The organism is Nocardia sp. bgisy134 (assembly GCF_057708325.1).
Genome location: NZ_JBYIRW010000014.1, coordinates 74,519 through 88,125, shown reverse-complemented (window position 1 = coordinate 88,125; position 13,607 = coordinate 74,519). Strand labels below are relative to the sequence as shown.

The 13,607-nt window shown below is 69.5% G+C and carries 16 protein-coding genes; 10 read left to right on the top strand and 6 right to left on the bottom strand.

Features of this window, described 5'->3' with window-relative positions; genetic code table 11:
- Window positions 1–20 precede the first annotated feature (20 nt).
- The 3 genes from AC3ERS_RS23935 to AC3ERS_RS23925 are packed head-to-tail and all read left to right on the top strand — an operon-like array spanning window position 21 to window position 2,386.
- Window positions 21–323, top strand: coding sequence for an urease subunit gamma (locus AC3ERS_RS23935; RefSeq protein ID WP_431970312.1), 303 nt, complete (start codon window positions 21–23; stop codon window positions 321–323).
- 9 nt (window positions 324–332) lie between these two features.
- Window positions 333–668, top strand: a complete 336-nt coding sequence (locus tag AC3ERS_RS23930; RefSeq protein ID WP_431970311.1) for an urease subunit beta — start codon at window positions 333–335, stop codon at window positions 666–668.
- Window positions 665–2,386 (top strand): urease subunit alpha, encoded by a 1,722-nt coding sequence (locus AC3ERS_RS23925; protein WP_431970310.1) that lies wholly within the window; start codon window positions 665–667, stop codon window positions 2,384–2,386. Before AC3ERS_RS23930 ends, AC3ERS_RS23925 begins: the two co-directional genes overlap by 4 nt.
- A 6-nt stretch (window positions 2,387–2,392) precedes the next feature.
- Here the strand turns inward: AC3ERS_RS23925 and AC3ERS_RS23920 are convergent, their stop codons facing one another.
- Window positions 2,393–3,175, bottom strand: coding sequence for a VOC family protein (locus AC3ERS_RS23920; RefSeq protein ID WP_431970309.1), 783 nt, complete (start codon window positions 3,173–3,175; stop codon window positions 2,393–2,395).
- A 180-nt stretch (window positions 3,176–3,355) separates the two neighbouring features.
- On the opposite strand from AC3ERS_RS23920, the gene AC3ERS_RS23915 reads away from it, so the two are divergent.
- The 3 genes from AC3ERS_RS23915 (at window position 3,356) to AC3ERS_RS23905 (ending at window position 5,286) form a co-directional block, all read left to right on the top strand.
- Window positions 3,356–3,913 carry a YbaB/EbfC family nucleoid-associated protein gene (locus tag AC3ERS_RS23915; protein ID WP_431970308.1) on the top strand — a complete coding sequence of 186 codons (558 nt, stop codon included), beginning with the start codon at window positions 3,356–3,358 and terminating at the stop codon, window positions 3,911–3,913.
- A gap of 101 nt (window positions 3,914–4,014) precedes the next feature.
- The gene (locus tag AC3ERS_RS23910; protein WP_431970307.1) at window positions 4,015–4,350 is read left to right on the top strand and encodes a type VII secretion target; all 336 of its coding nucleotides are present in this window, start codon (window positions 4,015–4,017) and stop codon (window positions 4,348–4,350) included.
- Between the two features lie 3 nt (window positions 4,351–4,353).
- Entirely contained in the window at window positions 4,354–5,286 is a 933-nt protein-coding gene (locus AC3ERS_RS23905) for a hypothetical protein (RefSeq protein ID WP_431970306.1), read from the top strand.
- Window positions 5,287–5,298: 12 nt separating this feature from the next.
- Here AC3ERS_RS23905 and AC3ERS_RS23900 read toward each other — a convergent pair whose 3' ends face one another.
- Window positions 5,299–6,159: an SGNH/GDSL hydrolase family protein gene (locus tag AC3ERS_RS23900; RefSeq protein ID WP_431970305.1), complete on the bottom strand. Its 861-nt coding sequence runs from the start codon at window positions 6,157–6,159 to the stop codon at window positions 5,299–5,301.
- A 146-nt stretch (window positions 6,160–6,305) separates the two neighbouring features.
- Between AC3ERS_RS23900 and AC3ERS_RS23895 the strand changes: the two genes are divergently transcribed.
- A complete protein-coding gene (locus AC3ERS_RS23895; RefSeq protein WP_431970304.1) occupies window positions 6,306–6,971 on the top strand; it encodes an O-methyltransferase in 666 nt (221 codons plus the stop codon).
- Window positions 6,972–6,975: 4 nt separating this feature from the next.
- Here AC3ERS_RS23895 and AC3ERS_RS23890 read toward each other — a convergent pair whose 3' ends face one another.
- Complete coding sequence (locus AC3ERS_RS23890) at window positions 6,976–7,551, bottom strand: 3'-5' exonuclease (RefSeq protein ID WP_431970303.1); 576 nt, start codon at window positions 7,549–7,551, stop codon at window positions 6,976–6,978.
- Between the two features lie 107 nt (window positions 7,552–7,658).
- The gene (locus AC3ERS_RS23885) at window positions 7,659–8,420 is read right to left on the bottom strand and encodes a TetR/AcrR family transcriptional regulator (protein ID WP_431970302.1); all 762 of its coding nucleotides are present in this window, start codon (window positions 8,418–8,420) and stop codon (window positions 7,659–7,661) included.
- A gap of 109 nt (window positions 8,421–8,529) precedes the next feature.
- Here AC3ERS_RS23885 and AC3ERS_RS23880 point away from each other — a divergent pair, with 109 nt between their 5' ends.
- Together AC3ERS_RS23880 and AC3ERS_RS23875 are read left to right on the top strand one after the other, a co-directional pair.
- Window positions 8,530–9,474 carry an ATP-binding cassette domain-containing protein gene (locus tag AC3ERS_RS23880; protein ID WP_431970427.1) on the top strand — a complete coding sequence of 315 codons (945 nt, stop codon included), beginning with the start codon at window positions 8,530–8,532 and terminating at the stop codon, window positions 9,472–9,474.
- Window positions 9,471–10,313: an ABC transporter permease gene (locus AC3ERS_RS23875; protein WP_431970301.1), complete on the top strand. Its 843-nt coding sequence runs from the start codon at window positions 9,471–9,473 to the stop codon at window positions 10,311–10,313. Before AC3ERS_RS23880 ends, AC3ERS_RS23875 begins: the two co-directional genes overlap by 4 nt.
- Before the next feature lie 9 nt (window positions 10,314–10,322).
- Here AC3ERS_RS23875 and AC3ERS_RS23870 read toward each other — a convergent pair whose 3' ends face one another.
- Together AC3ERS_RS23870 and AC3ERS_RS23865 are read right to left on the bottom strand one after the other, a co-directional pair.
- Window positions 10,323–11,318: a zinc-binding dehydrogenase gene (locus AC3ERS_RS23870; protein WP_431970300.1), complete on the bottom strand. Its 996-nt coding sequence runs from the start codon at window positions 11,316–11,318 to the stop codon at window positions 10,323–10,325.
- A gap of 34 nt (window positions 11,319–11,352) precedes the next feature.
- Window positions 11,353–12,027, bottom strand: a complete 675-nt coding sequence (locus tag AC3ERS_RS23865; RefSeq protein WP_431970299.1) for a TetR/AcrR family transcriptional regulator — start codon at window positions 12,025–12,027, stop codon at window positions 11,353–11,355.
- Between the two features lie 91 nt (window positions 12,028–12,118).
- Here AC3ERS_RS23865 and AC3ERS_RS23860 point away from each other — a divergent pair, with 91 nt between their 5' ends.
- Window positions 12,119–13,606 carry an MFS transporter gene (locus AC3ERS_RS23860; RefSeq protein ID WP_431970298.1) on the top strand — a complete coding sequence of 496 codons (1,488 nt, stop codon included), beginning with the start codon at window positions 12,119–12,121 and terminating at the stop codon, window positions 13,604–13,606.
- The last annotated feature ends 1 nt before the right edge of the window (window position 13,607 follow it).

Genomic DNA, 13,607 nt, shown 5'->3' with positions numbered 1-13,607 from the left:
CCGACCGGTGAGGAGCCCCGATGCGACTGTCGCCGCACGAGCAGGAGCGCCTGTTGCTGAGCTACGCCGCCGAGCTGGCCAGGCGCAGGCAGGCACGCGGGCTCAAACTCAACCACCCCGAGGCGGTCGCCCTCATCACCGATCACGTGCTCGAGGGCGCGCGCGACGGCAGGACCGTCGCCGAGCTGATGTCGTCCGGGCGCACCGTGCTCGGACGCGACGATGTGATGACCGGCGTGCCGGAGATGATCCACGACGTGCAGGTGGAGGCGACCTTCCCGGACGGCACCAAGCTCGTCACCGTCCACCACCCGATCGCCTAGGCGGCCCGCGTGATTCCTGGCGAATACTTCTGCGCCGAGGGCGAGATCGAGCTGAACGCGGGCCGCGACCGCATCACGCTCGACGTGGTGAACACCGGCGACCGGCCCGTGCAGGTTGGCAGTCACGTGCACTTCCCGCAGGCCAACGCCGCGCTCGACTTCGACCGCGTCGTCGCGTACGGGCGGCGGCTGGACATCCCCGCCGGCACCGCCGTGCGTTTCGAACCTGGCCTCGGCCAACGGGTTTCGCTGGTTCCGCTGGGCGGGACCCGCGAGGTACACGGCATCGGCCTGACGCCGCCGGGACGGCTGAACGAACCGTCGAACACCGAGGGGGCGCGATGACCGCGCTGAGCAGGGCCCGCTACGCCGAACTGTTCGGACCGACGGTGGGCGACCGAATCCGCTTGGCGGACACCGATCTGATCGTCGAGATCACCGAAGACCGCTGCGGCGGACCGGGTCTCGCGGGCGACGAGGCCGTGTTCGGCGGCGGCAAGGTGCTGCGCGAATCCATGGGCCAGTCCCGCGCGACCCGCGCCGAGGGCGCGCCGGACACCGTGATCACCGGCGCGGTGATCATCGATCACTGGGGAATCATCAAGGCCGACATCGGCATTCGCGACGGACGCATCTGCGGCATCGGCAAGGCGGGCAACCCCGACACCATGCCGGGCGTGCACCGGGACCTGGTGGTCGGCCCGTCCACCGAGATCATCGCGGGCAACGGCCGGATCCTCACCGCGGGCGCCATCGACTGCCACGTGCACTTCATCTGCCCGCAGCTGATGGACGAAGCGCTCGGCGGCGGCATCACCACGCTCGTCGGCGGCGGCACCGGGCCCGCCGAGGGGTCCAAGGCGACCACCGTCACCCCTGGCGCCTGGCATCTGGCCCGCATGCTGGAGGCCACCGATCACTGGCCGCTGAACATCGCGCTGCTCGGCAAGGGCAACACCGTCAGCGAAGAAGCCATGTGGGAGCAATTGCGCGCGGGCGCAGCGGGTTTCAAGCTGCATGAGGACTGGGGCTCGACACCGGCGGCGATCGACGCCTGCCTGCGGGTCGCGGATGCCTCCGGCGTGCAGGTGGCGCTGCACTCGGACACCTTGAACGAGGTCGGCTTCGTCGAGGACACCCTCGCCGCCATCGCCGGGCGCGGTATCCACGCCTATCACACCGAGGGAGCGGGCGGCGGGCACGCGCCGGACATCATCACCGTCGCCTCGCATTCCAACGTGCTGCCGAGTTCGACCAACCCGACCCGTCCGCACACCGTCAACACCCTCGACGAGCACCTGGACATGCTCATGGTGTGCCACCACCTGAGCCCGGCCATTCCTGAGGATCTGGCCTTCGCGGAGAGCCGGATTCGCCCGTCCACCATCGCCGCCGAGGACCTGCTGCACGATCTCGGCGCCATCTCCATGATCGGCAGCGACTCGCAGGCGATGGGACGGATCGGCGAGGTGGTGCTGCGCACCTGGCAGACCGCGCACGTCATGAAGCGCCGTCGCGGGTCGCTGCCCGGCGACGGCGCCGCCGACAACGCCAGGGTGCGCCGCTACGTCGCCAAGTACACGATCTGTCCCGCGGTCGCACACGGCATGGACCACGAGATCGGCTCGGTCGAGGTCGGCAAGCTCGCCGATCTGGTGCTGTGGGACCCGGCGTTCTTCGGCGTACGCCCGCACGCCGTGCTCAAGGGCGGCGCGATCGCCTGGGCGGCGATGGGCGACGCGAATGCCTCCATCCCGACCCCGCAACCGGTGCTGCCCCGCCCGATGTTCGGCGCGGCCGCGCCCGTCGCCGCGGCCACCTCGCTGCACTTCGTCTCCGAGCAGGCCGTCGCATCCGGTCTGGCGGATCGCCTGGCGGTGCGCCGAAAGCTGGTGCCCGTCAAGGATGTTCGCCAGCTGACCAAGTCCGACATGCCGCTCAACGACGCGATGCCGCACATCGAGGTGGACCCGGACACCTTCACCGTCCGCATCGACGGAGAGGTCTGGGCCGAGCAGCCCGCGACGGAACTGCCCATGGCCCAGCGGTATTTCCTCTTCTGACCGGTCTCAGGCGCCGAACGACATGATCGCGAAGGCGGCCCCGGCCGGATCGGCGAGCGCGGCGACGCGCGAGGGACCCGGCATGTCCTGCGGCTCGGCGAGCAGCTTGCCGCCCAGTTCCGCGGCGCGAGCGACCACGGCGTCGACGTCGGCGACGCGGAGGGTCATCGACCAGAAGGGTGCGGGCTCGCCGGGCTGGGCGTGGTGCGCCCCGCCGAATTCGTGCCCGCCCGCACCGGGAGAGACTGCCTGGTACGGGTTTTCGGCCGCCGTCTCCCAGGCGGCGTTGGTGTACTTCCAGCCGAGCACCTCGGCGTAATGCGCCATCGCGTCGGCGGGCGCGCCCGGCGCGGAATACTCCACCCAGCACGGACCGTTGATCGCGCCCCAGTTCTGGGTACCGGGATGGGTGATCAGCTGCGCGATCGCATAGGTCGCGCCGGCCGGATCGGTGAGCACCGCGAAGGTCAACTGCCCGAAGACGTCCATGGGTTCGCAGAAGACGGCCGCGCCCGCGTCCCGCGCGGCCGCGACGGTGGCCGCCGCGTCGGACACCGCGAAATACAGCGTCCAGGCCGACGGAACGGTGCTGCCGTCCGGCGTTGTCGCCGATGCGATGCCCGCCACCTGGGCGTCACCCTGGCGCAGCAGCGTGTAGTGGCCGGCCTCGGGGCCCAGATCCTCGGCGGTCCAGTCGAACAGGGCGGTGTAGAACTCGGCGGCGGCCGGGATATCCGGGGTCGTGACATCGAACCAGCAGGGGGCGCCGGTGGCGAATGCAGCGTGCATGGTGATCTCCTCGACGTGTCGTTGTCGTACACCGATACCGACGGCGTTCGGCCGGGAAAATCATCGCGCCCCGTGGCGGCCGCGTCACGTCCGGCTGGGTAAGGTGCTGCGAACGAACGGTCCGGGTGATCTCTCCGACGCCCGGGCGACCGAACTGTCACTGCGTGGAAGGGGACGCGAGTGCTGGGCAACGACCCGAGCCAGGCCGCCGACGAATTGGCTCGGTGGGCCGAGAATCTGCAACGTACGGCGCAGAAATATCAGGACCTGCAAGGCAGAATGGTGGCATTGTCGGTCACCGAGAGCTCGGCCGACAACCGGATCAGCGTGACGGTCGACGCCAACGGCGTCACCACCGGCATCACCCTCGCCGCGGCCACCCGCGGCATGGACCCCGCCGCCGTCGCCGCCGAGCTCATGGCCTGCACCCGCCGCGCCCAGGCCCGCCTGCGCAACCAGGTCACCGATCTCGTCCACGACATGGTCGGCGACGACGGTGCGGGCCAGGCCATCGTCGGCCAGTACGCCGAGCGCTTCCCCGATCCCGGACCCGCCGCGCCGCCGGCCCACGCGGAGCCGGTGTATACGCCGCCCGCCGCCTACGCCCCACCGCCAGCGCCCGCTCAGCCGTCCCAGCCACCCCATGGCAGCCGAAAGCCCGACCGCGATCAGACATTCACGCCGGACGAACCGGACGAGGACGACCTGTACTACCGCCGCAAGTCCTGGCTGGAGTGAGCCCGACGGAATTCTGTCGGAACCGAATGTGCCGTGACCGCGTCATAGTCAGTGGGCCGCCGCCTGCGGCAGGCACGGAAACGGCAACTGGAGGGACGTAGATGGGCAATCCCGGTGATATCGCGGTCGATCCCGGCGGGATGCGTGACCACGCCGCGAAGGTGGACGCCGTGCTCGAAGGGCTTTCGATGGCGCGGGAGGCGGCCGAGTATCTCGCGCACGCCGACGACGGCTACGGCACGCTGGTCGGCCCCTACGCGCGATCGATCCTGAACCCGTTGCACGACCGCATCACCGAGCGCCTGCGCGTCGTGACCGAGGACGCCGAAGAACTGCCGCCGAAGCTGCGGTTCGCCGCGGACTCGTTCCAGAACCTGGACGAGGGCCGCAAGAACGAGACGGACCGGCAGCGCGAGCAGATCGAAGAGAAGGTGTAGGGGATGGGTTTCGACGACAGCAAGGCGCCGGAAGGGAACGAACTACTCGCGGAGGGGGTCGACCACCGCAACGAGTACTACCAGGAGGATGTTCCGTTCCTGCGCAACGTCGGCCTGCCCATCGGGCAGGGAGAGGACAAGGACGCGAACGCCGGTGTCTTCGCGGGTACCCCGGTCGGTGATCTATTCGAGGGCGGTCACAAGGTCTTCGCCGGATCGACTGGCGAGAACGGCAATACCTTCGCGGGCGTCATGCAGATTTGGGCGGGCGCGAGCGCGGTGGCGGATGCGACCAAGATCGGGCAGGACATCGCCAAGGGCATCACACTGGCGAAGTTCGATCCCTTCAATTACGTCGGCTCGATGTTGATGGGCTGGATGCTCGAACACGTCGAGCCGATGCGGAAGACGCTGGATTCGCTGGCGGGCAATCCGGAGATGGTCACGGCCTACTCCGAATCCTGGTCCGCCACATCGGCGAAACTCGCCTCGGTCGCCGCCGACTGGAAGCAGCAGGTCACCGCGGACACGGACGGATGGGTCGGCGCCGTCGCCGACGCCTACCGGACAAAGGCCGACGCGGTGATCGCCCAGATCGCCGTGCAGGCCGCGCTCGCCGACCTGCTGAGCCGGGTGAACGAGAAGATGTCGAAGGTGGTGGAGGGCGTGCGCGGCATCATCACCGAGATCCTCAACTCCCTCGCGGGCATGCTGGTCGAGATCGCCGCGATTCTCATCGCTTCCGGGGGCACGGCCTCACCGGCGCTGATCGCCCGCGCCGTGTTCGGCATCTCCACCGCCACCATGACGGTCTCCCAGATGGTGTTGAAGATGGCCCAATCCCTCATCGGTCTCGGCGCGCTGCTGCGCAACCTGGTGCAGATGGTCGTGGGCGTCGTCGGAATCGAGAACGAGCTGGCCGAGGCGGGGGTGTAGCCGAAGCTCCGGTCAGCCCTGAAATCCGGAAGCGCGCACCGCCGCCACGACGAGGTCGGCAACGCCGCGCATGCCCGTCAGGGTCGGGTGGTAGGGGGCCAGGGTCTCGGTGGCCACGAGCGGATCGAACCAGCGGACGCCCTCGGGCGCGCACATGTCGTGGCCGGCGGACGGGGTACGGGTGTCGATATAGGTGGCCCCGTATTCGGCCGCGGCACTGGCGACTACGGAGTTCAACCGGTCGAACGCGCGCTGCACGACGGCGGCGTCTTCGAGGCGAAGGCCGATCAACGCGGGGCAGCCCCCGTCGCGGACATACAGCGGCCAGCCGTCCACGAAGATCTTCGCGTTCGGTGCGAGCGACGTGATCCGTTGTAGCGCAGCCGAATACGCGGCAGAGATTCCGTCGATCGCGGGATCCCACGCCGGGTCGGCGCACGCGCCGCCACGGAGCCCGGCCAAGTGGCAGGCGACGACGAACCTGGTCATCTCGGTGTCGTTCGCGCCGATGTGTACGGTCACCAGCCGGGTGTTCGGGCCGAGTCCATCGAATTGCGGTGCGATGCCGGGCCTTTGGCCGGTGGTCAGGTCCGGGATGCGGGCTCCGCTGCAGGTGCGGTCATCGAGCCGGAGACCGAGGTCGGCTGCGACCAGTTTGGGCGTGTTCGCGGTGGAGCGGACGCACGGGAACGGAGCGCTCGGGTCGAACCGCTGCACGCCCGTGGTCGCCGCGCCGGAATCGCCGAGCGCCACGTACTCGGCGCCGCCGTCGGCGGGCGCGGCCGATGCCGGGGCGTGCATCGTCGCCGCAAAGAGGGTCAGCAGGCCCGCGGCGACGGCGGTGGCGCGCAAGCGGTTCCGGACGGTGGTCATGGTCGGTGGTGCTCCGGGTCGGTTGTGTCGGGTCGGTCGATCTCGGCGAAAGTGAGACGCGCTGGTCTCTGTTTGTAATCAGACTCTAATATGGCCTGGACCTCGGACGACCGCTTTTCGGAAACTTCGGGTGGCAGACTTCAGGCATGACGACTTCCGACTGGGCCGACGTGGACGCCTACCTCGTGGACAATCTGGTGCGAGATCCCGATACCACCGCCGCGCTGGCGGCGAACGCGGCGGCGGGACTGCCCGCGATCGATGTGTCTGCGGCGCAAGGGAAATTCCTGTCGTTGCTGGCCCGGTCGACGGGAGCGCAGCGGGTGCTCGAGATCGGCACGCTCGGCGGGTTCAGCACGATCTGGCTGGCCAGGGCGGTGGGGAAGTCGGGCCGCGTGATCACCCTCGAATACGAGCCGCGGCATGCGGAGGTAGCGCGCGCGAACGTCGACGAGGCGGGCGTGGGCGACCGGGTGGACATCCGGGTGGGCGCGGCGCTGGACAGCCTGCCGGTGCTCGAGGCCGAGGAGTCCGAGCCGTTCGATCTGGTGTTCATCGACGCCGACAAGGTGAACAACTCGAACTATGTGCGCTGGGCGCTGCGGTTGACCCGGCCCGGATCGGTGATCATCGTCGACAACGTGGTGCGCGGGGGAGCGGTGGCGGACGACGCATCGGACGATCCTATGGTGCGGGCGAGCCGGGAGTTGGTCGAAATGCTCGCGGCCGAGCCGCGTGTGGACGCGACGGTGCTGCAGACCGTCGGCGCGAAGGGATGGGACGGCTTCGCCTACGCGGTCGTGAACGAGTAGCCGCTCAGTAGTTCGTCGAGGTGAGGCGCCATGCCTCGCGCCCGGCAATGTCGAGCACCAGCGCGGCGATGTTCCACGCGTCGTCCTCGCCGCGGTGGTGGCGACCTTCCAGCGGCAGTCCCGCGATCCGCAACGCCCCCGCCATGCCCTGCCGCCGCTGAAGCCCGTAGGCCTCCGAGAACACGAGCTTGGCGTTGGTGTGCCGTTGCCCGAAGGGATACGCGACGCCGGTCATGGCGCACTGGCTCGCGAACTGCTTGCGGTCGTAGTCGCCCCAACTGGCCCACGCTCGCTCCCCGGCATCGTGTTCCGCGGCGAGGGTTCGGCAGGCCTCGGCGAACGAGACGCCGGTATCGACCTCGGCCTGGGTGAGTCCGGTGAGTTCGGTGCAGAACTCGCTGACCGAGGAGCGCTCGGGCTGAACCAGAATGCGGTGCTTGCCGATTCGCTCCCCCGCCGCCAGATCGACCACGGTCAGGCCGATCTCGATGATCTCGCTCACCGCACCCGCCGGAGCGGGACCCGACCAGCACGTCGCCTCGATGTCGACGACGTTGAGCAGCCCCGCGTTTTCACCCATTCCGCGACAGTAGGCCGCCCGGCCGAACGGCTCCACCGAATTTCCGGGTGGCTCCGTAGTCGGTGCCTCATTGGGGTAGTGGTGTTGCCGGAGAATGGATTTCGAGGTCACCGGGTCTCGGCGGCGTCGACGAACCGCTCCAAACCGTCGAGCAGACGGTCCAGCCCGAATTCGAAGGCGCGGTCGGGATCGTAGGCGGCGCCGTACTCGGCGCCCGCCGCGCTGCCCACGCGGACGGCGGTGGGGAATCGGGCGGGATCGAGCACCTGGGCGAGCGCGGGCTCGTAGGCGTCCCACCACTGCCGGTCGGTGCGGCCTGTCTCGGATTCGGCCCGTGCGGCGTCGACGGCGGTGCGAGCCGCGCCGCGCACGTAGTCGTTGACGAGGGTGACGACGAGATCCATCTCGGTATCGGACAGGCCGAGGTCGTCGATGGAGCGGAGCTCGTAGTCGTATTTGGCGGTCAGCTGCGGCCCGGGGATGGGCCTGCTCGCCGCGATCTGCAGCAGCCAGGGGTGGGCCAGGTACATCGTCCGATTCGCGCGGGCGATGGTCTCGAGCCGCGCTCGCCAGCCGGAGGGCGAGCCGTCGGGCATCGGGTAGTCGCGGTAGACGCGGTCGGCGATGAGGTCGAGCAGTTCAGCCTTGCTCGGGACGTACCCGTACAGCGACATCGCGGTGACGCCGAGGTCGTCGGCGACGCGGCGCAGCGTGACCGCGGCCAGTCCCTCCAGATCGGCGATCCGGATCGCCGTCTTCGCGATGTCGTCGACGGTCAGCTTGGGTTTCGGGCCACGCTTCGAGCGCGGCGCGAGCCCCCACAGCAGCTCGATCGTGCGCTGGGGATCCCCGCTTCCGCTGTAGTCCATGCCGACATCATCTCCGATCGGGCCGGAGGCTCACGTCTCGACCCTTGCAAACTCTCTACAACGTATCCTATTCTTGAATAACTTACGTTGTATAGAGTTTGGAGCTGGGATGGGCGACGTGATCGTCTGCGACCAGGTGCTCAAACGTTATGGGGGCACCGCGGCGCTGGACGGATTCGATCTGGCGGTACCGGAAGGGATGGTGTACGGGCTGCTCGGGCCGAACGGAGCGGGCAAGACGACCGCGGTGCGGATTCTGACCACGCTCGCGCGGCCGGATTCGGGAAGGGTCGAGGTGGCGGGCCTCGACGTCGTGGGCAACGCGGCGCAAGTGCGGCACCGGATCGGGTTGATCGGTCAGCGGGCGGCGGTGGACGAGATGTTGTCGGGGCGGCAGAACCTCGAAATGTTCGGCCGTCTTTACCATCTCGGAGCCGCCGGCGCCCGGCGTCGCGCCGAGGAGTTGCTGGAGTGGTTCGGATTGGATAGAACCGGTGGCAAGCCGGTCGAACAGTATTCCGGCGGAATGCGGCGGCGGCTGGATCTGGCCGTCGGCTTCCTCGTTGCCCCCGCGGTGCTGTTTCTCGACGAGCCCACCACCGGACTCGACCCGCACAACCGCAACCTGGTGTGGGAAGCGGTTCGCGCTCTGGTCGCCGCCGGGACGACCGTTTTGCTGACCACGCAATATCTCGAGGAGGCCGACCAGCTCGCGGCCCGGATCTCGGTGATGAACCGGGGGCACGTGATCGCTTCCGGCAGCCCGCGAGAGCTGAAGTCCCTGATGGGCGGCGACCGGATCGACGTCGTCACCCGCGACCGCCGCGACCTCGACGCGGCGGCGGATCTGGTGCGCACGCGGTTGCGCACCGCACCGATCGTCGACCCCGATACCCGCCGGATCAGCGCCCCGGCCGTCGACGCGATCGCCGACCTCACCGATATCGCCCAGGCCTTGCGCGCGGCGGCTGTTCCGGTCGAGGACCTAGCCGTGCGCCGTCCCACTCTCGACGAAGTGTTCCTGCATCTGACCACCGAGGAGTCCCGAGCATGACGATCTCCACCGCGCAGTTCACCCGGTCGATCGCGCCGTCTCGACTGGGCACGCTGGGCCTGGTACTCACCGACGTGGGCACGATCACCCGCCGCGCGCTCGTGCGCTGGCGCCGCAAGCCCAGCGTGGTCGTCACCAACACGTTGCTCTTCCCGATCATGATCGTCCTCATGTTCGGGTACCTGCTGGGCGGCGCGATGACCGTGCCGGGCGGCGACTACCGCGAATTCCTGCTGCCGGGCATGTTCGCCATGACCATGGTGTTCGGCATCGGCGCCACCATGGTCGCGGTCAGCTCCGACACCGCGCGCGGCATCACCGACCGGTTCCTGTCCATGCCCGTGTCGTCGGCCGCCGTCGTACTCGGCCGCGCCTGCGCCGACATGCTCGAGTCGGCGGCGACGCTCGCCGTGCTCATCGGCTGCGGTCTTGCCGTCGGATGGCACCCGCACCGCGGACTCGCCGACGCCGCCGCGGCCGTCGGGCTGTTACTGCTGCTGCGGTTCGCGTTCCTATGGGTCGGCGTCTACCTCGGACTGCTGTGCTACGCCAATCCTGAAGCCGTCACCGCGGTCCGTACCCTCGAATTCCCTCTCGGTTTCCTCGCCAACCCGTTCGTCGCCATCGCCACGATGCCCGCCTGGCTCGGCCCCATCGCCGCGTGGAATCCGTTGTCGTCCACCACCACCGCCGCGCGTGAACTCTTCGGCAATCCCACCGGCGGCGACCACACCTGGATCGCGGAGCACGCGATTCTCATGGCCGTCGTCTGGCCGCTGGTGCTGATCGCGGTCTTTCTGCCATTGTCCATCCATCGTTACCGGCGCCTGAGCAGATGAGCGCGGCGGTCAGGGGATCAGCACGACTTTGCCCATGGTGGCGCGGGTTTCGATGGCGCGGTGGGCGCCTGCGGCGTCGGCCAGCTCGAAGCGGTGCACCGCGGGGTGTAGCCGTCCGGAGGCCGCCTCCGCCATGGCGCGGTCCTCCAGGACGCGGATGTCGCCGCCGACCGGCCGCAGCATCGGCGGCCCGAGCACGACCTGCGAGGTGATGCCCCGTTCGGCGAGCCCGTCGTCGGTGAAGGTCAGGGCCGCACCGTCGTTCGGTCCCGTCCCGGCGAAACCGTAGACCAGGTGGCTGCCGCCTTTGGCGAGGAGATCGACGGCGGCCCTTGCGGTTTCGCCGCCGACGGCGTCGAAGACCAGGGTCGCGCCGCGATCGCCGAGACGGGCGCGCACCCGGTCGGGCCAGTCGGGCAGCAGGTAGTCGACGGCGATGTCGGCGCCGTTGGCGGTCACCCTGGCGACCTTCTTCGGTCCGCCCGCGAGTCCGATCACCGTGGCGCCGTGGGTTTTCAGATACTGCACCAGCAGGGTTCCGATACCGCCCGCGGCGGCCGTCACCACCGCGACGGTCTCCGGCCCGACGTCGGCGAACTGCAGAATGCCCATCGTCGTGCGCCCCGTGCCGACCATCGCGACCGCCTCGGCCGGATCCAGATTCGCCGGGATCTCGTGCAGCCGAGCGACATCCGCGACCGCCAGTTCGGCGTAGCCGCCGGGCGCCGTGCCGAGATGGGCGACCACCCGCTTCCCGATCCAGCCCGGGTCGACGTCCGCGCCGACGAGATCCACCACGCCCGCGACCTCCCGGCCGGGCACGGTCGGCAACTCCGGCAGCGGATACGGTCCCGGCATGCCGCCGCGCAGCGCGGTGTCGACGACGTGCACCCCGGCCGCGGCGACCGCGATGCGGACCTGACCCTGCCCGGGCTCTGGATCGGAAACGGTGTCGTAGCAGAGGTTTTCGGCGGGCCCGAAGGCGTGCAGTCGGATCGCGTGCATGGTGATCACCCTGCAACCTCGAGTGGGGTTGGGGTCAAGTCGTGCGGTGGCGAACCCGGACGGCGAACCCGTCGCACAGGGCCTCGAGTCCGAGGAAGAGCAGGTCCTCGGACGTCAGATCGCTGACCCCGGCGCCCTGTAATTCGGCGAGTGCGGCGGGGACCGGCGTGCTCGGGGCGCCCTCCAGTAGCGCGCGCAGTCCGTTGTCGCCGTCGGTGTCGATGCCCTTGCGCGTCATCAGCGCCGAGCTGATCTGCGGCAGCGTAGCGCCCGAGATGTAGTTCCACACCGAGAACGCCATCTGCAACGCCTCGCGCGCGGAGACGTCCATTTCCCGGAAGCCCTCGACCAGCCAGGCCAGGCACGCCATGCTGTGCGGGCCGAAGCTGTAGCGGGGCATGGCGAAGGTGAGGATGACCCACGGGTGCCGCTGGTAGAGGTCCCAGTCGATCTCGGCGGCGATGCGGACCCGGTCGCGCCAGGTCCAGCCCTGCCCCTCCGCGGTCGGGTAGGGATGCCGGCGGGTCACCTCGTCGGTCATCGCCGCGAGGAGCTCGTCCTTGTTCGCGATGTGCCGGTACAGCGACATCGCGCCGACGCCCATCCGGTCGGCGATGCGGCGCATGGACAGCGCGTCGAGCCCCTCGTCGTCGGCGAGCGCGATCGCGGTGTCGACGATGGCGGCGCGGTGCAGCTTCGGCTCGGTCATCCCATGACTCACTTTCGGTTCCGGGCCCGGGTGCGTACACTGTACCCGGACTCATGCGTACGGCGTACGCGACACGGGAGAGGAAATCGGGATGACAGACGTGGAGACAGTGCGGCCTGCCGAAGGGCCGGGGTCCGTCGCTGTCGGCTCACGGCGCGCCTGGCTGGGGCTCGGGGTGCTGTTGTTGCCGGTGCTGCTGGTGTCGATGGACATCTCGGTGCTGTTCCTGGCCATGCCGACGCTCACCGTCGACCTCGACCCGTCGGCTGCCCAGCAGCTGTGGATTCTCGACATCTACGGCTTCCTCATCGCGGGCCTGCTGATCACCATGGGCAACCTCGGCGACCGGATCGGGCGGCGCAACATCCTGCTGGCAGGCGCCACCGTGTTCGGCATCGCCTCGGTGCTCGCCGCGTTCGCGCCCACCGCGGGCGTGCTGATCGCGGCCAGGGCGCTGATGGGCGTCGGCGGCGCGACGCTGCTGCCGTCCAGCCTCGCGCTGATCTCCAGTCTCTTCCCCGACGCGCGCGAGCGGGCTGCCGCGATCGGCGTGTGGACGGCGTTCTTCGCGGGCGGGTCCGCGGTCGGTCCGATCATCGGCGGGCTGCTGCTGCACCACTTCTGGTGGGGATCGGTCTTCCTGATCAACCTGCCGGTGCTGCTGATCCTGTTGGCGTTCGGGCCGTTCCTCCTGCCGGAGCATCGCGCGGGGGTGCTCGGCCCGCTGGATCTGCCGAGCGTGGCGCTGTCCATCGGCGGCATCCTTCCGGTGGTCTACGCGATCAAGCACGCCGCCGCGGAGGGGATCGACCCGGAGGCGATCGTCATCGGCCTGATCGGCGTCGCGGTGCTGTTCGTCTTCGTGCGCAGGCAGCGCACACTGGCCGAGCCGCTGCTCGACCTGCGGCTGTTCGGCTGCGCGCAGTTCTCCGTCGCCATCGGCTCCAGCCTGGTCGGCATGATGTCGCTGGCCGCGCTGAGCTATCTGACCAGCATCTACCTGCAATCGGTCACCGGTCGCGACCCGCTCGCCGCGGCGCTGCTCGGCATTCCGATGGCGGTCGCGGTGTTCATCTGCTCGATGAGCGGCGCGCGCGTCGGGCAGCGGATCGGCGTGCGCGCCACCTTCGTGCTAGCCCTGCTCGCTTCCGCGCTGGGCAACCTGATGCTGCTCGGGGTCGGCGTGGACGGCGGGATCGGCTGGTACCTGGCGGGTTCGACCATCGCGGGCATCGGGTACGGCATGGCGTTCACCCTGGTGTCGGATGTCGCGGTGTCGTCGGTGCCGCCGGAGCGCGCGGGCTCGGCGGTCGGGATCTCGGAGACCAGCTTCGAACTCGGCAACGCGCTCGGGCTGGCGCTGCTCGGGTCGCTCGCCGCGCTGGTCTTCCGTTCCGGCGGCGACTACGCCTCGACGCTGGGCGAGACGATCCAGGACGCCGACGACGCCGTGACGCACAGCGCGCAGGCGTCGTTCGTCGACGGCATGCACGTCGCGACCACCGTCGGCGCCGGTCTGCTCGTGCTGATGGCGATCGTCGCCTGGGTGGCGACCCGGCGCCCCGCCCGCGCCGGATAGG